20 protein-coding genes are annotated in these 19,350 nt (G+C 74.6%); 13 read left to right on the top strand and 7 right to left on the bottom strand.

Features of this window, described 5'->3' with window-relative positions; genetic code table 11:
- Positions 1-66 precede the first annotated feature (66 nt).
- A complete protein-coding gene (locus BLASA_RS20650; RefSeq protein ID WP_014378199.1) occupies positions 67-894 on the top strand; it encodes a sulfurtransferase in 828 nt (275 codons plus the stop codon).
- Positions 895-900: 6 nt separating this feature from the next.
- Entirely contained in the window at positions 901-1,194 is a 294-nt protein-coding gene (locus tag BLASA_RS20645) for a DUF1416 domain-containing protein (protein WP_014378198.1), read from the top strand.
- A 107-nt stretch (positions 1,195-1,301) separates the two neighbouring features.
- On the opposite strand, the gene BLASA_RS23730 is transcribed toward BLASA_RS20645, so the two are convergent.
- Together BLASA_RS23730 and BLASA_RS26380 are read right to left on the bottom strand one after the other, a co-directional pair.
- A complete protein-coding gene (locus BLASA_RS23730) occupies positions 1,302-3,059 on the bottom strand; it encodes a SpoIIE family protein phosphatase (RefSeq protein WP_014378197.1) in 1,758 nt (585 codons plus the stop codon).
- Between the two features lie 117 nt (positions 3,060-3,176).
- Complete coding sequence (locus BLASA_RS26380; RefSeq protein ID WP_166486612.1) at positions 3,177-3,566, bottom strand: TetR-like C-terminal domain-containing protein; 390 nt, start codon at positions 3,564-3,566, stop codon at positions 3,177-3,179.
- A 99-nt stretch (positions 3,567-3,665) separates the two neighbouring features.
- Here BLASA_RS26380 and BLASA_RS20630 point away from each other — a divergent pair, with 99 nt between their 5' ends.
- Both BLASA_RS20630 and BLASA_RS20625 read left to right on the top strand, forming a co-directional pair.
- Positions 3,666-4,199 carry an FABP family protein gene (locus tag BLASA_RS20630; RefSeq protein WP_014378195.1) on the top strand — a complete coding sequence of 178 codons (534 nt, stop codon included), beginning with the start codon at positions 3,666-3,668 and terminating at the stop codon, positions 4,197-4,199.
- Complete coding sequence (locus BLASA_RS20625) at positions 4,196-5,941, top strand: DUF885 domain-containing protein (RefSeq protein WP_014378194.1); 1,746 nt, start codon at positions 4,196-4,198, stop codon at positions 5,939-5,941. Before BLASA_RS20630 ends, BLASA_RS20625 begins: the two co-directional genes overlap by 4 nt.
- Before the next feature lie 27 nt (positions 5,942-5,968).
- Here the strand turns inward: BLASA_RS20625 and BLASA_RS20620 are convergent, their stop codons facing one another.
- Complete coding sequence (locus BLASA_RS20620; protein ID WP_014378193.1) at positions 5,969-6,562, bottom strand: hypothetical protein; 594 nt, start codon at positions 6,560-6,562, stop codon at positions 5,969-5,971.
- Positions 6,563-6,650: 88 nt separating this feature from the next.
- On the opposite strand from BLASA_RS20620, the gene BLASA_RS20615 reads away from it, so the two are divergent.
- Complete coding sequence (locus BLASA_RS20615; protein WP_014378192.1) at positions 6,651-8,969, top strand: MMPL family transporter; 2,319 nt, start codon at positions 6,651-6,653, stop codon at positions 8,967-8,969.
- Positions 8,970-9,043: 74 nt separating this feature from the next.
- Entirely contained in the window at positions 9,044-9,799 is a 756-nt protein-coding gene (locus BLASA_RS20610) for a DUF2993 domain-containing protein (protein ID WP_014378191.1), read from the top strand.
- A 12-nt stretch (positions 9,800-9,811) separates the two neighbouring features.
- On the opposite strand, the gene BLASA_RS20605 is transcribed toward BLASA_RS20610, so the two are convergent.
- From BLASA_RS20605 to BLASA_RS20595, 3 genes are all read right to left on the bottom strand, one after another.
- The gene (locus tag BLASA_RS20605) at positions 9,812-10,546 is read right to left on the bottom strand and encodes a hypothetical protein (RefSeq protein ID WP_014378190.1); all 735 of its coding nucleotides are present in this window, start codon (positions 10,544-10,546) and stop codon (positions 9,812-9,814) included.
- Positions 10,547-10,928: 382 nt separating this feature from the next.
- On the bottom strand, positions 10,929-12,428 hold the full coding sequence (nhaA, locus tag BLASA_RS20600; RefSeq protein ID WP_014378189.1) for a Na+/H+ antiporter NhaA: 1,500 nt from the start codon (positions 12,426-12,428) through the stop codon (positions 10,929-10,931).
- A 72-nt stretch (positions 12,429-12,500) separates the two neighbouring features.
- Positions 12,501-13,349, bottom strand: coding sequence for an aminotransferase class IV (locus BLASA_RS20595; protein ID WP_014378188.1), 849 nt, complete (start codon positions 13,347-13,349; stop codon positions 12,501-12,503).
- 38 nt (positions 13,350-13,387) lie between these two features.
- On the opposite strand from BLASA_RS20595, the gene BLASA_RS20590 reads away from it, so the two are divergent.
- From BLASA_RS20590 to BLASA_RS20560, 7 genes are all read left to right on the top strand, one after another.
- The gene (locus tag BLASA_RS20590; RefSeq protein WP_014378187.1) at positions 13,388-13,846 is read left to right on the top strand and encodes a Fur family transcriptional regulator; all 459 of its coding nucleotides are present in this window, start codon (positions 13,388-13,390) and stop codon (positions 13,844-13,846) included.
- The gene (locus BLASA_RS20585) at positions 13,843-14,961 is read left to right on the top strand and encodes a YgfZ/GcvT domain-containing protein (RefSeq protein ID WP_014378186.1); all 1,119 of its coding nucleotides are present in this window, start codon (positions 13,843-13,845) and stop codon (positions 14,959-14,961) included. The genes BLASA_RS20590 and BLASA_RS20585 overlap by 4 nt, the downstream gene beginning before the upstream one ends.
- A gap of 123 nt (positions 14,962-15,084) precedes the next feature.
- Positions 15,085-15,645, top strand: coding sequence for a hypothetical protein (locus BLASA_RS20580; protein ID WP_014378185.1), 561 nt, complete (start codon positions 15,085-15,087; stop codon positions 15,643-15,645).
- A gap of 92 nt (positions 15,646-15,737) precedes the next feature.
- On the top strand, positions 15,738-16,676 hold the full coding sequence (locus BLASA_RS20575; RefSeq protein ID WP_014378184.1) for an asparaginase: 939 nt from the start codon (positions 15,738-15,740) through the stop codon (positions 16,674-16,676).
- An 88-nt stretch (positions 16,677-16,764) separates the two neighbouring features.
- Positions 16,765-17,229, top strand: a complete 465-nt coding sequence (locus BLASA_RS20570) for a helix-turn-helix domain-containing protein (protein WP_014378183.1) — start codon at positions 16,765-16,767, stop codon at positions 17,227-17,229.
- Positions 17,230-17,263: 34 nt separating this feature from the next.
- Positions 17,264-18,025 carry a hypothetical protein gene (locus BLASA_RS20565; RefSeq protein ID WP_014378182.1) on the top strand — a complete coding sequence of 254 codons (762 nt, stop codon included), beginning with the start codon at positions 17,264-17,266 and terminating at the stop codon, positions 18,023-18,025.
- A 146-nt stretch (positions 18,026-18,171) separates the two neighbouring features.
- Positions 18,172-18,459: a DUF2516 family protein gene (locus BLASA_RS20560; protein ID WP_014378181.1), complete on the top strand. Its 288-nt coding sequence runs from the start codon at positions 18,172-18,174 to the stop codon at positions 18,457-18,459.
- Positions 18,460-18,498: 39 nt separating this feature from the next.
- Here BLASA_RS20560 and BLASA_RS20555 read toward each other — a convergent pair whose 3' ends face one another.
- Complete coding sequence (locus BLASA_RS20555) at positions 18,499-19,347, bottom strand: fused MFS/spermidine synthase (protein WP_051005238.1); 849 nt, start codon at positions 19,345-19,347, stop codon at positions 18,499-18,501.
- Between the last annotated feature and the right edge of the window lie 3 nt (positions 19,348-19,350).

Here is a 19,350-nt window from a genome sequence, read left to right as displayed (position 1 = left end):
GATCCGCGTCGTCCCTGCACCACCAGACCGACCGACCGCACACCGATCATCCGGAGGAACACCACCATGAGCCGTAACGACGTGCTCGTCACCGTCGACTGGGCCCAGGAGCACATCGGCCAGCCCGGCATCGTCTTCGTCGAGGTGGACGAGGACACCAGCGCCTACGACGGCGGCCACCTCGAGGGCGCCGTCAAGCTGGACTGGAAGCAGGATCTGCAGGACCCGCTGCGCCGCGACTTCCTGGACAAGAGCGCCTTCGAGCAGCTGCTGTCGTCGAAGGGCATCGGCAACGACGACACCGTGGTGCTCTACGGCGGCAACAACAACTGGTTCGCCGCCTACGCCTACTGGTACTTCACGATCTACGGCCACCGCGACGTCAAGCTGATGGACGGCGGCCGCAAGAAGTGGGAGCTCGACGGGCGCCCGCTGTCGAAGGACGCTCTTCAGCGCCCGGCCACCCAGTACCAGGCGTCCGAACCGGACCTGTCGATCCGCGCGTTCCGCGACGAGGTCGTCGCCTCCATCGGCAGCAAGAACCTCGTCGACGTCCGCTCGCCCGACGAGTTCTCCGGCAAGATCCTCGCCCCGGCGCACCTGCCGCAGGAGCAGTCGCAGAAGGCCGGGCACGTCCCGACCGCGATCAACATCCCGTGGAGCAAGGCCGCGAACGAGGACGGCACCTTCAAGTCCGACGCCGAGCTCGAGAAGCTCTACGCCGAGCAGGGCTACGACGAGAGCAAGCCGACCATCGCCTACTGCCGGATCGGCGAGCGCTCCAGCCACACCTGGTTCGTGCTGCGCGAGCTGCTCGGCCGGTCCGACGTCAAGAACTACGACGGCAGCTGGGTGGAGTACGGCTCGCTCGTCGGCGTCCCGATCGAGAAGTGAGCTGACATGTGCGCAGCCCCCCAGCAGGGCGGAACCCTCTCGGGCATCGACCTCAGCACGCAGACGGTGATCCAGGGCTCGGTGTGGCACGACGGCTCTCCCGTGGCCGGGGCCTACGTCCGGTTGCTGGACTCGACCGACGAGTTCACCGCCGAAGTGGTCACCAGCCCCGAGGGCGAGTTCCGGTTCTTCGCCGCTCCGGGGAACTGGAAGGTCCGTTCCCTGGCCTCCGTCGGCAAGGGCGAGCGGGTCGTCTCCGCCGAGGTCGGCCTGAACGAGACCACCGTCGTCATCGAATGATGATCAGGTGACGTGATCGTCAGGGGTCCTGGCTCACCGTCGACCGTGAGCCAGGACCCCATCAGCTGAGCCAGGACGTCCGCCTGGCGCCACAGGCGTCCGGGCGGCTATTCCACGCCGGGAGGCAGCCGGGTGGGGCCGGCCTCGGCCGGCCGGGCCCGGTCCTCGGGGAAGGTGCGGACGGCGACGATGGCGACGTCGTCGGCGCCGGGCTCGGGCACCAGCCGGGCCAGCACCGTGTCGAGCAGCTCCTCCAGCGGGGTCTCGCCGAGATCGCGCAGGGCCTCCCGCAGCCGCTCGATCCCCTCGTCGAGGTCGGTGTCCCGCCGCTCGACCAGCCCGTCGGTGACCAGCAGCAGGGTGTGGAGGTCGGGCAGGTCGACCGTGTGGTCGCTGCGCGCCGCGTCGGGGTCGATCCCGAGCATCAGCTCCGGCGGGCTGGTGAGCAGCGTGCTCGTGCCGTCGGGCGCGAGCAGGACAGGCGGGAGATGCCCGGCGTTGCTCCAGCGGAGCAGCCGCCGGCCGGCTACCGCGGCGTCGGGGTGCCGCTCGATCCGCGCCAGGACGGCGGTGGCCAGCGTGGAGACGGCCAGCCCGAGGGCAGTGTGTTCGACGCGGGTGATGGTCGCCGCCGGCCCCTGGTCGTCGTCGTAGGCGAGCGCGCGGAGCAGTCCCCGGATCTGCCCCATGGCCGCGGCCGCGCTGCTGTCGTGGCCGACGACGTCACCGATGACCAGCATCGTGGCGCCGTCGGGCTGCAGGAAGGCGTCGTACCAGTCCCCGCCCACCTGTGCCTCGTGCGCCGCGGGGCTGTACCGGACGGCGATCTGCAGGTGGTCGGGCTCCGGCGGCGGCGTGAGCAGTGACTGCTGCAGCCGGTCGGAGAGCGCGCGGTCGGCGGCGGCGCGGGCGGCGAGCGCCTCCAGCTCCGCCGCCTGGCGCTGGGCGGCCAGCCGGTCGGTGAGGTCGCGGAAGGAGACGACCACGCCGGTGAGCACGCCGTCCTCGACGGTCGGCACGACGACCATCTCGACCGGCATGGGGGTGCCGTCCCGGCGCCAGAACGTCTCCTCGTCGGCCACGACGGTGCGGCCGGTGCGCAGGGCCCGCCAGACCGGGCACTCCTCGTGGGGGTAGGGGGAGCCGTCCGGGCGGTGAGCGTGGATGAGGGCGTGCTGGTCCTGGCCGAGCTGCCGCGCTGCGCCGTAGCCGGTCAGCCGGGCGGCCGCCGGGTTGAGGAACTCCACCCGGCCGTCGATGTCCAGGCCGTAGATCCCGTCGGCGACGTTGGCCAGCACCCGCTCGGTGATGGTGAGCGCGCGGGACAGCTTCGCCTCGGTCTCGCGGAGGACCTCGAGGTCCTGGGCGCGGGCGGTCGCGACCTGGCGCAGCGTGGAGGCCTCGGCGCCGGCGGCCCGCGCCTCGGCGGTGACCCGCTCGGTCTGCAGCCGATCGGTGATGTCCATGCCGGTGATCAGGAGGAACTCCTGCTGGTCGCCCTCACGGACGAGCTGCATCGTGAGGTCGGCGGTGCGCTTCTCGCCGTCGGCGAGGAAGAAGCCGGTGACCGCGCGCACCGGTTCGCCTCCGGCCGCCACCTCGAGGCACCAGCCGCGCACCGTGGCGCCCAGCTCCGGGTCGCCGGCCCACCAGCCGGCGCGCCAGAAGGGTCGGCCCAGCTGCTGGTGGCGGTCGAAGCCGCAGCCCTCCACGGCCAGTTCGTTGGCGGTGAGCAGCGTCCCGGCGGTGTCGCACACCGCGGCGAACATGAACGAGGAGTCGTGCAGCACGGAGTACCACGGCGGTGTCCCGGGGAGCGCCTCGTCCCCCGGGGTCGGCGTCACGCCCCGGCCGGCCTCGGCCATGTCGATGAGTGCTCCTCCCGATCCGTCCCGCCGTCCGCGGGGCCGGTCCAGCCTGCCGTATGCCTCTCCCGGCCACCAACGCCCCGCCCGCTCCGGGGGTGTCGGCCGCCGCGGGGTTCAGAGCCCGATCAGGCCGGCCAGTTCGCCGACGGCACGGTCGAACCAGCGATCCGTGTCGGGGACCGAGCCGACCAGGTGCCTGAACAGCTCCGAGCTCACCGCGCCGAACAGGGCGCTCCAGGCCAGCAGGGCCCGCACGCGCACCGTCTCGTCCAGGGACGGGTGCTCGCCCCCCAGGATCTCCACCGCCGCGTCGCTCACCAGCGCGGGATCGCGCTCGCCGGCTGCCCGGGGGAGCGCGGCGGCGCCGACGGGTGGTCGGCGGCCTCGGCCGCGGCCCCCGGGTCGTCGTACCCGTCGACGATCAGCCGGGGGCAGGGAGTCGCGGCCCGGGAGTTGTGGCCGGCTGACGCCGGCGGGCCCGGGCGTCACTACGGTGGTTCCCATGCTTTCTGCCTGGGTCCTGGTCGTCCTGACGGGGGCGTCGGCGCTGGCGCTGGGTTACGGCGCCGTCCGGCTCTCCCGCGGTCCGAAGGCGGCTCGGCGATGAGCGGCCCGACGGAGCTGCCGGTGCCCGACACCGCCGACGTCCGCACCGGTCCGGAGGTCTCCGAGGCGCTGCTGTCGGTGCTGCCGCTGCTCGGCGAGTGGCACGGTGAGGGACAGGCGGCGGGCGCAGGCGGTGACCACCGGTTCGGCCAGTGGATCCGGTTCGGCCACGACGGCCGCGGTTTCCTCGCCTACGAGTCCCGGACCTGGCGGCTGACCGACGACGGCACGATCGTCGGGCCGGACGTGCGCGAGTCCGGGTTCTGGCGTCCCCGCGGCCAGGACGACGTCGAGCTCCTGGTGGCCAGCCCGGACGGGCTCGTGGAGATCTACGTCGGCACCGCGCGCACCACCACCAGTTGGGAGCTCACCAGCGACGTGCTGGCCCGCACCCCCGACGCCCCGGAGGTGAGCCGCGCGGTGCGGCTGTACGGCATCGTCGAGGGGGCGCTGATGTACGCGATCGACCGGGCCGCCGGCGATGCGCCGCTGCGCCCCACGATGTCGGCCCGCCTGGACCGCCTCCGGTGACCGCCGTCCCGGCGGCGACCCCGTCGTCGTCCACCCACCCCACCACCCCGCGCGCGATCGCCGACCGCTACGTCGACGCGGTCTGCGACCTCGACCCGATCGTGGCCACCTCGCTCGGCACCCGTCCCGGCGACGACCGGCTGCCCGATCCCGGGCCGGCCGGGCTGGAGGCGGAGGCCGAGCTCGCCCGCGCCACGCTCGCCGAGCTGGACCGCGCGCTCGCCGCGGACCCGACGCTGGACGACGATCCGGTGGAGCGCCGCTGCGCCCGGCTGCTGCGTGAGCGCCTGGGTGCCCAGCTCGCCGGCCACGAGGCGGGGGAGGGGTTCCGGTCGCTGAACAACCTGTTCAGCCCGCTGCACACCATCCGCCAGGTGTTCCTGCTCATGCCGTCGGCCACCGAGGCGGACTGGTCCGTCCTCGCCCGCCGGCTGGCCCGTGTCCCGGAGGCCTACCGCGGCTACCGGCAGACCCTCGCCGACGGCGCGCGGCGCGGCCTGCTGGTGGCGCCGCGGCAGGTGCACACCGTCGTCGCCCAGCTGGACGAGTGGCTGGCCGGGCCGTTCTTCGGCCGGTTCGTGGCCGCCGGGCCGGAGGTCCTGCGCGCCGAGCTCGACGCCGCCGCGCGCGCCGCGGACGGCGCGGTGGCGGAGATCCGCGACTTCCTGCGCGACGAGTACGGCCCGCGCACCGAGGGGACCCCGGACGCCGTCGGCCGGGAGCGGTACGCCCTGGCCGCGCGTCGCTGGACCGGCTCCGACCTCGGTGCCGGCCCGGCGTCCGGAGGAGGGGGCCTGGAGGAGGCCTACGCCTGGGGTTGGGCCGAGCACCAACGGATCCTGGCCGAGCAGCGCACCGAGGCGGAGAAGGTGCGCCCGGGGGCGACCCCGCTGGAGGCGATGCGCTGGCTGTCGCTGAAGGGGCCGGCGGTCGAGGGCGTGGAGGCCGTCCGGGCCCGGCTGCAGGCGATGATGGACGAGGCGATCGCGGAGCTGGACGGCACGCACTTCGATCTGGCCGAGCCGGTCACGAGGGTCGAGGCGATGATCGCCCCGCCCGGTAGCGCCGCGGCCCCCTACTACACGCGGCCGGCCCAGGACTTCTCCCGGCCGGGCCGGACCTGGTTGCCCGCGCTGGGCCGCACCCGTTTCCCGCTCTGGGACCTGGTCTCGATGTGGTACCACGAGGGCGTCCCGGGGCACCACCTGCAGCTGGCCCAGTGGGCGTACGTCTCCGCGGACCTCTCGACGTACCAGACCTCGCTGGGTTCGGTCGGTGCGGACGTGGAGGGCTGGGCGCTCTACGCCGAGCGGCTGATGGACGAGCTGGGCTACTTCGCCGACCCGGGTGAGCGGCTGGGGTTCCTCGACGCCCAGCAGTTGCGCGCCGTGCGGGTCGTCATCGACATCGGCATGCACCTGGAGCTCCCGGTGCCCGACGACGCCGAGGGCATCCTCGCCGCGCACCGCGGCCGGCCGTGGACGCCGGAGCTGGCGCGGGCCTTCCTCGGGGAGAACTCCGGCGCCGACGTGGCGTTTCTGGACAGCGAGCTGGTGCGGTACCTCGGCATGCCGGGGCAGGCGATCAGCTACAAGCTGGGGGAGCGTGCCTGGCGGGAGGGACGAGACGCGGCCCGCCGGGCCCGGGGTGCCGCCTTCGACCTCAAGGCCTGGCACATGGCCGCCCTCTCCCAGGGGTCGCTCGGCCTGGACGACCTCGCGGCGGAGCTGGCCCGGCTCTGACGCCGGTGGGGCTCTGCTGCCGGGGCGTCAGTCCGGCGGGGGGCTCGTCGGGGAGGCCGAGGGCGCCGCGGGGGAGTCCGGCGGCTCCTCGGAGTCCGGCGGCTCCTCGGAAGACGGTAGCGGCGACAGGTCGCCGGGCAGGGTGGTGTCGGTCTCGCAGCCGTCCAGGTCGTCCCGCAGGCGGCTCTCCAGCGGCTGCAGCCGCCGGATCGCCTCGTCCAGTCCGCTGATGTCCAGGTCGGCCGCGGCGTTGCCCAGGTCGCCGACGACGTCGACGAGGTCCTGGGTCCCGTTCACCACGCGCAGGCACGCCTCGTTCACGGTGAACTCCGCGCGGGCCCCGGGCGTGGGGGTGCCGCCGTCCGACGGGGACTCGTCCGAGCCGGCCGGTGACTCGGTGGCGGTCGCGGGCACGGCCGGCGGGTCCTCGCGGAGCAGTCCCAGCGTGACGGCCCCGGCGAACAACCCCAGCACGAATGCCGGCGCCACGAGCCACCAGCTCCGGGGGCCCCCCGTCCGGCCCGGACGCCCGGCGCCGTCGCCGGCGGGCGCGGCCTCGGCCGCATCGGCCACCGGGGCCGCGGTCGCGCCGGCCGTCGTCTCGGGACGGTTCTCGGGCATCGGAGTCCTTCCGCCTGCGGGTTCTGGCTGATCGACCTACCCTTTCCCCACCACTGGTACTCGGTTGCCGACCACAGGCTTGGAGGCCGTGTTGAGGGCACGGTCCGCCGCGCGGGTACCGGCCAGAGCACTGTCCGCCGCCGGGCGCGGCTTCCGCTCGGCCGTCGTCGCCGGCCGGTGGCTGGTCATGGCGGTCTGGCTGGCCGCCGCCGTGGCGGCGGTGATGCTGCCGACCCCGTCGGGTGGCGGGGGCAGCAACAACTTCGGCGGCCTGCTCCCACCCGACAGCGAGGCCGTGCGGGTGCAGGAACGGTCCCTGGAGCAGTTCCGGGTTCCGGTGCTGTCCCAGACCGCGGTGGTCGTCCACGACCCCGGGGGGCTCAGCGCGCTGACCCGCGCCGACATCGCCCTGTGGGCGCTCCAGCACACCCAGGCGACGCTCCGCGGTGAGGCTCCGACCGCCGACGGCAGGATCGTGGCCGCCGTGCCGCTGCCCACCGCCACGCCCGAGACGGCGGTGACGTACCTGTACACGACCGGCGGCACGTCCCTGGCCGACGCCACCGCGCTGGCCCGCCAGTACGCGGCGCACTTCGAGAACCAGCCGGACGTGGACGCCTACGTCACCGGGATCACGCCGGCGCGGGTCCAGCAGGCCGAGCACCTCGAGGCTCGGCTGCACCTGTTCGAGGTGGCCACCCTGGTGCTGATCGCCGCCGTCGTCGGGCTGACCTTCCGGTCGGTCGTGGCGCCCCTGGTGGTGCTGGCCGCCGCCGGGATCGGCTACCTGGTCGCGGTGTACGTGCTGGCCCTGGCGGCCGCGGCGCTCGGGTTCGCGCTGCCCGATCAGCTGCAGCCGCTCACCGCAGCCCTGCTCATCGGTGTGGTCACCGACTACTGCGTGCTGTTCTTCTCCGGCATGCGCCGGCAACTGGACGCCGGCGTGCCCCCGCACGAGGCCGCCCGGCGCACGGTCACCACCGACGGCCCGATCGTCGCCGTCGCGGGCATCACCGTGGCGGCCGGGACGGCGGCGCTGCTGGTCGCGGACTTCGAGCTGTTCCGGGCCTTCGGGCCGGCGCTGTCGCTCACCGTCGTGGTGGGGGTGGTCCTCTCCCTGACCCTCGTCCCCGCGCTGATCGCCGTCCTGGGGCCGCGGCTGTTCTTCCCCTCGGGCGTCGGCGGGAGCGGAGCCATCGACCGCCGGGCGGGGCGGGGCGCCCGGTGGATCGCCCGCGCCACCTCCTCCTCCCGCCGCGGCGCGCTGGTCGCCGTCCTCCTGGGCCTGGGCATCCTGGTGCCGGCCGCGCTGCCGGTGACCGATCTGCGGTTGGACCTGTCCTTCAGCTCCGGCCTGCCCGCCGGCGACCCGGTCCGGCAGGGGGCGGAGATCCTCGACGAGGCGGGGGTGCGCGGCGTGGTCGCGCCGACCGAGGTCCTGGTGGAAGGCCCCGGCGTCACCGAGCAGCGCGCCGCGCTGTCGGCGTTCCAGGGCCTGCTCAGCCGGCAGCCGGGCGTGGCACAGGTGCTCGGCGCGGAGCAGAACCCGCTGCCCGAGGAGTACGGGATCGTCTTCTCCGCCGACGGCGACGCCGCCCGGTTCGTCGTGATCCTGGACAGCGATCCGCTCGGGGCCACCGGCATCGCAGACCTGCGGCGGCTGGAGGACCGGATCCCGCAGCTGCTGGACGAGGCGGGGGTGGCGGGCGCGACGGTGGGCATCGCCGGTCAGACGGCGGTCGCCTCGGAGTTGGCGCTGATCACCCAGGACGAGCTCCGGCGCACGATGCTCGCGGTGCTGGTCGTGGAGTTCGTGATCCTGGCGCTCTACCTGCGCGCGCTGCTCGCCCCGTTGCTGCTGATCGTGACGAGCGCCCTGGGGGTGGCGGCCGCTCTCGGGGTGACGGTGCTGGTGTTCCAGGGATGGCTGGACGACCCCGGGTTGACCTTCTACGTGCCGTTCACCACGGCGGTGCTGCTGCTGGCGCTGGGGTCGGACTACAACGTGTTCGCCGTCGGCTCGATCTGGGAGGAGGCGGGCCGGCGCCCGTTGCGCGAGGCGATCGCCGTCGCGATGCCGGCCACGGCCCGCGCGATCAGCGCGGCGGGGATCATCCTCGCCACCACCTTCGCCATGGTGGCGATCATCCCGCTCGACAGCTTCCGCCAGGTCGCGTTCATCATGGCCCTGGGCCTGCTGATCGACACGTTCCTGATCCGACCGGTCCTGACCCCGGCCGTGCTCACGCTGCTCGGCCGCGCGGCGGGATGGCCCAGCCGGCGGATCCGGACGGCGGGGGTACCCATGGATGCCGCCAGGCAGGTGGCCCTGCTGGACAAGCGGGCGGCCGAGGCCGGCCGGGACCCGGTGGCCGCGGCCGCCGGCCCGTCGAAGGTCGGCACGTGAGCGAGCGTGCGAGCTCACCAGTGGGGCACAGCAGCGCCGCGAACGCGGACCACCGACAGGAAGAGGATGCACCGGTGAGCGAGCGAGCGGGCACGGACCCGCGGTCACCCCGGCGGCCGAGCCGTCGGACGGTCGGCATCGCGCTCGGCGTGCTCCTCGGCACGGTGCTCCTGCTGTGGGGCTCCGACCTCCTCGCGCGGCGCGCCGCGGAGGGCGTGGTCGCGCAGGCCCTGCAGGAGCGGACGGGCACCGTGGAGGAGCCTTCCGTAAAGGTGCGTGGCCTCTTCTTCCTCCCGCAGGTCCTCCGGGGTCGCTACGACGAGGTGGAGATCGCGATGGAGGGCGTGGTCTCCGGGCCGCTGCGGATCGACGCCGTCGACGCGCGGCTGGAGGACGTGTACCTGTCCTTCCACGACCTGCTGCTCGGGGACACCGACCGGCTGCTGGTGGTCGACACCGAGGCGGAGGTCTTCCTCTCCTACGAGGATCTGAACCGGTACCTGGAGCTCACCGGCCGGCCGCTCGCGCTCGAGGCGGCCGACCCGGGGGAACTGCGGGTGATCGGCGCCGTCGAGGTGCTCGGCGCCACCGTCGAGGCCTCCGCGGACGTCGCCCTGGGCGCGGACGGCGGCTCGCTGGTCGTGGAGCCGACCCGGTTCGGGGGCGTGCGCGGTCTGAGCGGGGTGAGCGAACTGCTGCTCGGTCAGCGGTTCACCTTCCGGGTGCCGCTCGACCCGCTGCCCTTCGCCCAGGAAATCACCGGCGTGGAGGCGACCGATTCCGGGGTGGTCGTCGACGTGACCGGCGACTGGGTGGTCATCGAGCCCTGAGCGGCCGGGCGTTCAGCCCCGCGCCGGGACCGGGTTGACCGGGTCGTCGCCGTGGCCTACCCGGTCGTCCGGGGAGGCCGGGACGACCTCCAGCCCCGGCGTGGCGAGCAGCTCGGCGATGCACGCCGCGCTGCCGGCGACGTGGGTGCTCATCAGGTCGATGTCGGTGGTCACGCACCACGCACGGTCGGCCGGCCACCACAGGTTGGCGCTCTGCTCGGAGGGCTCCGGCGCGAGGTTGCGGACGGCGTCGGTGACCCGGCCCCGCACGAGGACGACGTCGCGCCCCCGTGGCAGCGACAGCCGCGGGGCCGTCCGGAGCTCGCCGGCGCCGGAGCCGGATTCTGCCCACCGCCCGAAGAGGCAGTGCTCCGGGGTGGTCGTGTGCCGGCCCAGGACGGCGGCCATCCGCGCGGCGAGGGTGCACGGCAGGTGACCCTCGGCCGGGACGCCGTCCCAGGTGGGCGGCTGGCTGTCCTCGGTGAGGTACTCCCAGCCGCCGGTGATCGCGGGCCACTGCATGCGGGGGTGGTGCACGGTGCCGTTCAGGCGGGCGACGTCGCCCCAGGGGATCTCGACGTCGTCGTCGCCGTCGTAGCGGTATGCGGGGTGCAGCACCCGCGCGTACGCGGGGAAGACCGGCGGGACGAGGGAGCCCACGGTGCTCCAGTGCGACCGGGCGACCGCCTCGGCGATCCAGGCGCCGGCGGAGACGTCCGCCTCGACCGGCAGGCCGCCGAGCTGCACGCGCACTCCCCCCGGGACACGGACAACCCCCGGGCTGCTCCGCGGCGCTGACCTCCGGAGAGGGAGCTGCACGCGGGCCGACTGGACAACTGTCGGCGGCCCGGGGGTCGGGTGACTGTCCGGTTCTCGCTCGCCGCCGTACGACGGACGGGCGATCTGCCGTCGCTCAGACATGAGTCTGAACGGGCGGCCCATCTGGACGGCGGCTAGCGGACAGCCACCTCACGAGTCCTGTAGCTCAGCAAAGTTACGGACCACCTCCTCTCTCGTGTGCCACGACGGTACGACCGGGAGATCCGGGCCTGCAAGCGGATTGCTCCGCTCACAGCGAACGCGCTGGTCGCGGCGTGCGCAGTGGCCCCGCCCGGCGTGTCGGCGCGGGTCAGCTGCCGTTCGGGCCCAGCGTGCGCCCCGGCGGGCGGGTGCCCTTCCAGTCCGGGTCGTGCTCGGCCTCGTCGTCGACGGTCTCGTAGGAGGCCGGAGGAGCCGCGTCGGGGTCGACGTCGTCGACCTCGGTGTCGGCCAGGGTCCGTCCCGGGGGCAGGGCGCCGTCCCAGTCGGGGTCGTGCTCCGCCCGGTCGTCCACGGTGTCCCAGACATCCGGGATCCCGTCCCGGTCGACGTCGCGGGTCTCCGCCGCGTACGTCTGCTTGTAGCGCCGGTTCCGCAGCCGGAGGATGACCGCGGCGAGCACGGCGGCGAGGAAGGTGCCCGCCAGGATGCCGACCTTCGCGTGCTCGTAGGCCTCGCTCTCGGCGCCGTACGCGAGTTCGGTGATCAGCAGCGAGACGGTGAACCCCATCCCGCCGAGCAGCGCGAGCCCCAGCACGTCGGGCCAGCCCAGGCTCTCGTCGAGCTGACCCCGGGTGAAGCGCTGGATCAGCCAGGTGGCGCCGGTGATGCCGATCGCCTTGCCCGCCACCAGGCCGACCATGATCCCGATGGCGATGCTGTCGCCGAGCGACTCGCCCAGGCCGGAGAGCCCACCGACGGCCACGCCCGCGGAGAAGAAGGCGAACACCGGGACGGCGACCCCCGCCGACAGCGGCCGGATGCGGTGCTCGAAGTGCTCGGCCAGGCCCGGTCCGGCGTCCGGTCCACCGGCGGCCTCGCTGCGGAGGACCGGCACGGTGAAGGCGAGCAGCACCCCGGCGACGGTGGCGTGCACCCCCGACTCGTGCATGAAGACCCAGGTGAGCACGGCCAGCGGGAGCAGCAGCCACCAGGACCGGATCCGCTTCTGCACCAGGAACCCGAAGAGCGCCAGCGGCAGCAGCGACAGCGCGAGGAACGGGACCGAGAGCTGCTCGGTGTAGAAGATCGCGATGACGACGATGGCCAGGAGGTCGTCGACGACGGCGAGGGTGAGCAGGAACGTGCGCAGCGCGCTGGGCAGGTGGGTGCTGATCACCGCGAGGACGGCGAGCGCGAAGGCGATGTCGGTGGCCGACGGGATCGCCCAGCCCCGGAGCGCGCCTTCGGCCCCGCCCAGGTTGAGCAGCACGAAGAACAGGGCGGGTACCGCCATCCCACCGACGGCCGCGGCGATCGGCAGCGCCGCGCGGCGTGGCTCGCGCAGGTCACCGGCCACGAACTCGCGCTTGAGCTCCAGGCCGGCGACGAAGAAGAAGATCGCCAGCAGGCCGTCGGCGGCCCACGTGCCCAGCGTCAGGTCCAGGTGCAGGGCGGACGGCCCGACACGCGCGTCGCGCAGGGCCTCGTAGGAGTCTCCCCAGGGCGAGTTCGCCCAGACCAGCGCGATCGCCGCGCCGATGAGCAGCAGGGCGCCGCCGACGGTCTCCTTGCGGAGCACCGAGGCGACCCGCTGCGCTTCGGCCCAGGAGCCGCGACCGAAGAGGCGGGTGGAGGGGGGAGAGGTCACAGTGCGGCTCCGGTGATAGGGGTCGGCGAAAAGACTGCCGACCAGACTTCCCGGCTCACCTGATGTCCAAAGCTACCGGGCCAGCAGCTCGCGGACCCGTCGGGACAGGTCACCGTCCCCGCGGCGGACGCCGTCGACGGTGTGCACGACGGCGGCACCTCGTACCCCGGAGAGCAGCCAGACGGCGTCTGCGGCGTGCAGGTCGTCGACCGTGCCGGGGGTGACCGACGTGGGCCAGCCGTCGGCCGCCGCCGCGGTGAAGAGCCGGGCCTGGGTGGTGCCGGGGAGGATCCCGGTCTCGACCGGGGGAGTGTGGAGGGTGCCGCCGGCCGCCCAGACCACCGTGGAGGTCGGGCCCTCCAGCAGGCGACCCTCCAGGCTGGTGAAGACGACGTCGTCGGCGCCGAGGTCGTGCGCGTGCCGCTGGGCGGCCATGTTCACCGCGTACGAGAGGGTCTTCGCGCCCCCGAGCAGCCAGGGCGCGCCGGCCCGGAAGTCGGCGGGCACACCGAGGCCCAGGGTGGCCACCGAGATCCCCTCGGCGCGCTGGCGGAGCGTGTCGGCGGGGACGGGGGCGAGCAACGCGAGCGCGGTCGGTGGTGTCCCGTCCCCCAGCCCGCGGGTGAGGAAGAGCCGGCAGACCCCCTCGAGCGCGGCCGGCCAGTCGGCGAGGACCGCCGCCACCATCTCCATCCAGGCCTGGTCGCCGGGAGCGGGCAGCCCGAGCAGGGCCGCCGAGCGGGTGAGCCGGGTCAGGTGGGCCGCCAGGTGCGGTGTGCGGCCGGCGACGACGGCGACGGACTCGAAGATGCCGTCGCCGCGGCCCAGACCGAGGTCGAAGGCGGTCACCACCGGCTGGTGGGCAGGGACGGTCACGGCGGCCCCGTCCCGCCAGACGGCCACGCTGCGCTGCTCGTTCACCCGTCCAGCCTGCCGCACCCCCGGCATAGGCTCATCCCATGGGCACCGATGACGTCGCGGCGCCGCTCGCCGAGCAGTTGCGGGCCCGCGGTCTCCGGCTGACGCCGCAGCGGGCGCGGGTGCTGGCCGCGGTCGCCGCGCTGGCGCACGCGACGCCGGAGGCGATCGGTGCGCGGCTGCGCGAGGAGGCCGGTCCCGGCGGCAGCGCGCCCGACACCTCGACGGTCTACCGCACGCTGGAGCTGCTGGAACGGCTCGGGCTGGTCTGGCACACCCACCTGGGCCGCGGCGCGCCGGTCTACCACGCCGCCGAGCGGCCCCACCTGCATGTCGTCTGCGCATCCTGCGGGCAGATCGCGTCCGCGGCGCCGGACCTCCTCGACCAGGCGGCGGAACGTCTGGCCAGGGATCTGGGTTTCACCGTGGACATCGGTCACGTCGCCCTCTCCGGCACGTGCCGCGCCTGCCGAGAACGCGCCGGAACGGAGTCCTCATGACCACGCCCTCACCCCTCCTCTCCCGTCCGGGGGCGGTGCCCGTCGAGGTGGCGCCGGACGTCGCACGCGCCGTCGCCGCGCACTACGGCGATCCGCTGCGCGAGCAGCGTGCGCTCGCCGAGGGCGCCGGCCTGGTCGACCGCAGCGACCGCGACGTCCTCTCGGTGCCCGGTGCCGACCGGCTGTCCTGGCTGCACAGCATCACCAGCCAGCACTTCGAGCAGCTGGGCGACAGCTCGGGCAGCGAGGCCTTGGTGCTCAGCCCGAACGGCCACGTCGAGCACCACCTGGTCGTGACCGACCTGGGCGGTACCACGTGGGCCGACGTCGAGCCGGGTACCGGTGCGGCGCTGCACGCCTTCCTCGAGCGGATGCGTTTCATGCTCCGGGTGGAGCCCCGGCTGGCGACCGACGCCTGGGCGGTGCTGACCCTCGCCGGCCCGCAGGCTCCCGGGGTGCTCGCGACGGCGGGCCTGCCCGTGCCCGGAGCCCCCTACGCCGTCGCGGCTACCGGCGGCGGCTGGGTGCGCCGGATGCCGCCGATCGGGGACGGCGGTGCGGCTGCGTTCGATCTCCTCGTGCCGCGCGCCGGGATCGGGGCCACCGCCGACCGCCTGCTGGCAGCGGGCGCGGGCCTGAGTGGCATCTCGGCGTACGAGGCGCTGCGCGTGGAGGCCCGGCGTCCGCGGTTCGGCGTGGACAGCGACCACCGCACCATCCCGAACGAGCTGGAGTGGCTCAGCACCGCCGTGCACCTGGAGAAGGGCTGCTACCGCGGCCAGGAGACCGTGGCCCGGGTGCACAACCTCGGCCGTCCGCCGCGCCGGCTGGTGCTGCTGCACCTCGACGGTGTCAGCGAGGACCTGCCCGCCCCCGGGGAGCCGGTCCTGTCCGGGACCCGCACGGTCGGCCGGGTGGGCAGCGTCGTCCGGCACCACGAGCTGGGCGTGGTCGCGCTGGCGCTGGTCAAGCAGTCGGTGGCGCCGGACGCGGCGCTGACCGTGGGGGGCTCGACGGCCGCGATCGACCCCGACGACGCCCCCGCCGCGCTGGACGACACCCAGGCCGCGGTGCGCGACCGGGTCCGGGCGGTCCGGTCTGCGACGATCGGGTGAGCACCCCGGTCGCCCCGCTCCGGCTGGGCAGGCCGGTCCCGCTGACCTACGCTCCGCCCAGCGCCCGTCGATGACCACCGCCGATGCCCGGATGCCGGGTGTCCCGCACCTGGAGGCCACCCCGTGAGTACCCAGCCGTCCCCCGCCGGGGGTGCCGCCGTCGACGCGCTGCTGGACCCGTCCTTCCTCGAGGAGGCCGTGCGGCTGCCCATGGCCGACGTGCGGCGGCTGCGCCGTGAGGCGGAGCAGGAGGAGGTCAACCTCTCCTACACCCGCCGGCTGCTGCAGGGGCGGCTGGACATCGTGAAGCGGGAACTGCAGCGGCGGGCCGAGCACGACGGGCGGTCGCTGGTCGACCTGCTGCCGGAGATCCTGGCGGAGAAGGGCCGCGGGCCGGCGCACGGCCTGGGCCGGCACCAGACGGTGCAGCCCGCGCGGCCGGAGGACTACGAGTCCTGGGTGAACTCGCTGACCCGTGGTGCGGACCTGTCGGCCATCACCGATCTCTCGGACGAGTCGCTGGAGAGCGCCGCACGGTCGCTGGCCGAGGCCGAGAAGGGCCTGTCGGAGCGGCGGCGGGGAGTGCAACAGGTGATGGACGGGCTGGCCGGGGAGCTCGGCCGGCGCTACCGCGACGGCGAGGCCGACGTGGCCGCGCTGCTGGCCGACGAGGGCCGGCACTGACGAAGGACCACCCTGCGCCGCACCGTTCGCAGGCTCACGGTGGGCCCCTGCAGGGTGGCCGAGAAGACCTGTGGCCTGACAACCCCGTCCTCGTGGAGGTCTGGCGCTCGGGGTTCCTGGAGTCGGTGCACCGGGGCGCGCTCGTGGTGCTCGGCCCCGACGCCGCGGTCCGGTTCGCCGTGGGCGACGTCGGCCGGTCGGTGCTGCCGCGATCGGCGAACAAGCCGGTGCAGGCCACCGCCTTGCTGGCGGCGGGCTGGGCGCCGCGGTCGGGTGCGGAGCTGGCCATCGGGGCCGGCTCGCACAGCGGTGAGGACGGCCACCGCGACCTGGTCGCGGGGATGCTCGCCGCCGTCGGCCTCGGCCCGGAGGACCTGGGCTGCCCGCCGGCGCTCCCCCAGCACGAGGCCACCCGGGCCGCCTGGCTCACGGACGGCCGGGCGGCCGAGCGACTGGCGATGAACTGCTCGGGCAAGCACGCCGCGATGCTCTCCGCCTGCGTGGCGGCGGGCTGGCCGACGTCGGGATACCTGCGGCGCGAGCACCCGCTCCAGCAGGCGGTCGAGGCGCGGCTGGCCGAGGCGGCGGGGGAGCCGGTGGGTGCCGTCGTCGTCGACGGGTGCGGCGCGCCCCAGCACGCGCTGTCGCTGACCGGGCTGGCGCGCGGGGTCCTGTCCCTGGTGGAGGCGCCCGACCGGTCCCGCGAGCGTGCCGTCGCCGATGCGATGCGCGCCCATCCCTGGTTCGTCGCCGGCACCGGTCGCGAGGACACCGACCTCATGGGTGCGGTTTCCGGGTTGCTGGTGAAGGGCGGGGCGGACGGCGTGCACGTGGCGGCGCTGCCCGGCGCCGGTGCGGTGGCGCTGAAGCTCGACGACGGCGGTGACCGCGGCCGGACCCCGGCGCTGAGTGCCGGGCTGCGCCGGCTGGCGGTGCCGGCCGAGGTGCTTGCTCCGTGGGCGCGCCCCGGGGTGCCCGGTGGCGACGGCGTCGTCGGTGAAGTCCGGGGAGCTGCAGCGCTCAACCCCTGAGCTGGCTCTTCGCACTGTGAGGGTGTTCACGCCCGGGTGCTAACCGATCCGCTTGCAATAGCTAGCACCCGGGGCTAGCGTCGTGGGCGTGCAGACCCCAGGTGAGTTCGTCCGCGAGCAGGTGACCACGGTCCGGGAAACGGTGGACCGGGTCGCCGGCAGCGTGGCGGAGTCGGTCGCCGAGACGCCCCGCGTCTCGTCGGTCAGCTCGTCGGTGGGCGACTTCATCCGCGAGCAGCGCAGCGCCGCGCGTGTCTCGCTGCGCGAGCTGGCCCGCACGGCCGGTGTCAGCAACCCCTACCTGTCCCAGGTGGAGCGGGGTCTCCGGAAGCCGTCGGCGGAGATCCTGGCGTCGATCGCCCGGGGCCTGAAGATCTCCGCCGAGACGCTCTACGAGCAGGCGGGGATCCTCGACCGGCGTACCGGGAACCCGGACACCGTGGCGGCGATCCGCAACGACGACGCACTGTCCGAGCGGCACAAGGCCGTCCTGCTCGAGCTCTACGAGACCTACGTCCGTGAGCACCGGGCCGCTTCCCCGGCTGCCAGCTGAACCTCCCCCCACCCTCCCTCCTGAAGGAGTCGGCATGTCCCCCACCCAGACCGCGAAGCAGTACGGCGAGACCGTCGCAACCGTGACGAGGACCAACCTCCTGGCCGCCATCGGCGCCGGTGACCTGGCCGTCGAGCGGGCCCGCACCGCCGTCGCCTCGTTCCGTTCCAAGGCCGAGGCGCTGCCGGGCGAGGCCACCGTGCAGGCCGATCTGGCCGTCAAGGAGGCCCGCACCCGGGCCACCGAGGCCGCCGGGACCGCGCGCACCGCCGCCCAGCAGCTGGCGACCGTCGTCCGCCCCGAGACGCTGCGCAGCACCGTCACCGGGCTGGTCGCGACCGCTCGCACCCAGGCCACCACGACCGTGGAGACCCTGGCCGGACGCGGCGCGGAGGTCGTCGAGGAGCTGCGCCGTCAGCCGGGTGTCCGCCGGATCGCCCGGCGCGCCGAGCAGACCGTGGACACCGTCGAGGACGCGGTCGAGGACGCCATCGAAGAGGCCGCCGAGGCCGTCTCCGAGGCGTCGGACGAGGTCACCTCGGTCGCGCAGAAGACCGCAGCCAAGGCCGACAAGGCCGCCACCACGGCCGAGGAGACCGTGCGGGAGACCGCCGACTCCACCAAGGCGACCGTGGCCGAGGTCGCCGAGGAGCCGGTTGCCGCCCCCAAGGCCAAGCCGGCGGCCAAGAAGAACAGCGCCGCCACCAAGAAGTCCCCGGCCACCTCGGTCCGGGTCACCCGCGCCCGCACGGCCCGCCGGTCGGACCCCACCGCCGTGCCGGCCAAGAAGAACTGACGGCACGGTCGTCGACCAGGGCCCCGGAGCTGCGACCAGCGCTCCGGGGCCCTGTCGCGTCCTGGGTCTGCTCCGGGCTGCCCCGTCCGGGCGAGTCGGCCCGGTGAGCGGGTCGGACTGCCCGCGCGCGCGGGTAGGCTGGCCGCATGGGCGTGTTCGACGGGTGGCTGCTGCTCATCCTCTACGTGGCGTCCCAGGCGCTGACCGTCTGGGCGTTCGCGGACGCCGTCATCCGGCCCGCCGCCGGGTACGTGGCGGCCGGCAAGCTGAGCAAGCCCGGCTGGGCGGCCATCACCGGCCTGGCGGCGTTGATCATCTTCTGGACGCAGACGCCGATGTCGCTGCTGGGGCTGCCCGCGGTGATCGCAGCCATCGTGTACCTGGTCGACGTGCGCCCCGCCGTCCGTGGCCTGCCCCGCGGCAACAGCTGGTAACCAGGTTCCCCGCGCCGGGTCTGCCCGGCGCCGGCGCGCTCAGCGGCTGAACACGCCCTCGGGCGGCTCGGGCGAGGGGGTGGCCCCGGCGTCGTGCACCGGTTGCGCCGTGCCGGTGAAGCGGTCGAGGTCCGCCCCGTCGACGACCCGCGAAGGCATCGGGTCGCGGGCGCACGCGCGGCTGAGCGCGGCCAGCGGCAGGTCGGCGTCGGAGGCGACCGCCACCATGTTCCCGAAGCGGCGGCCGCGCAGGGTGCCCGGCTCGGCCAGCAGGCAGACGTGCCGGAACGCCGTCCGCAGCGTGGCGACCTGCGCACGGGCGAAGCGCAGCGGCGGGCCGTCGGCCACGTTCGCGGCGTAGACGCCGCCGGGCCGCAGGACGCGCGCCACCTCGGCGGCGAACTCGACGGTCGTCAGGTGCGCCGGCGTGCGGGCGCCGGCGAAGACGTCGGTGACGACGGCGTCCGCGCTCGCCGCGTGCATCGACTCCAGTGCCTCGCGGGCGTCGGCGGCCCGGACCCGGATGCGGGCGTTGCGGGGCAGCGGCAGGTGGCCGCGGACCAGGTCGGTGAGCGGCTGGTCGAACTCGGCGACCCGCTGGCGTGATCCGGGCCGGGTGGTGGCCACGTAGCGGGGGAGGGTCAGCGCCCCGCCGCCGAGGTGCACGACGTCGAGCGGCGCGCCCGGTTCGGCGGCGAGGTCGAGCACGTGACCCATCCGGCGGACGTACTCGAACTCCAGGTGCGCCGGGTCCTCGAGGTCGACGTGCGACTGCGGGGTGTCGTTGACCATGAGCAGCCAGGAGCCGTCGCGGTCGGCGTCCGCGAGCAGTTCGGCGGTGCCGCCGGCGACGGCGGTCGGTCCCGGCGGCACTCTCACCGGGGCCATCGT

Origin of the sequence: Blastococcus saxobsidens DD2, from assembly GCF_000284015.1 — a bacterium.
Lineage (GTDB): Bacteria > Actinomycetota > Actinomycetes > Mycobacteriales > Geodermatophilaceae > Blastococcus > Blastococcus saxobsidens_A.
Note: the sequence above shows the minus strand (reverse complement) of the source record. Positions and strands in the feature narration are given on the sequence as shown.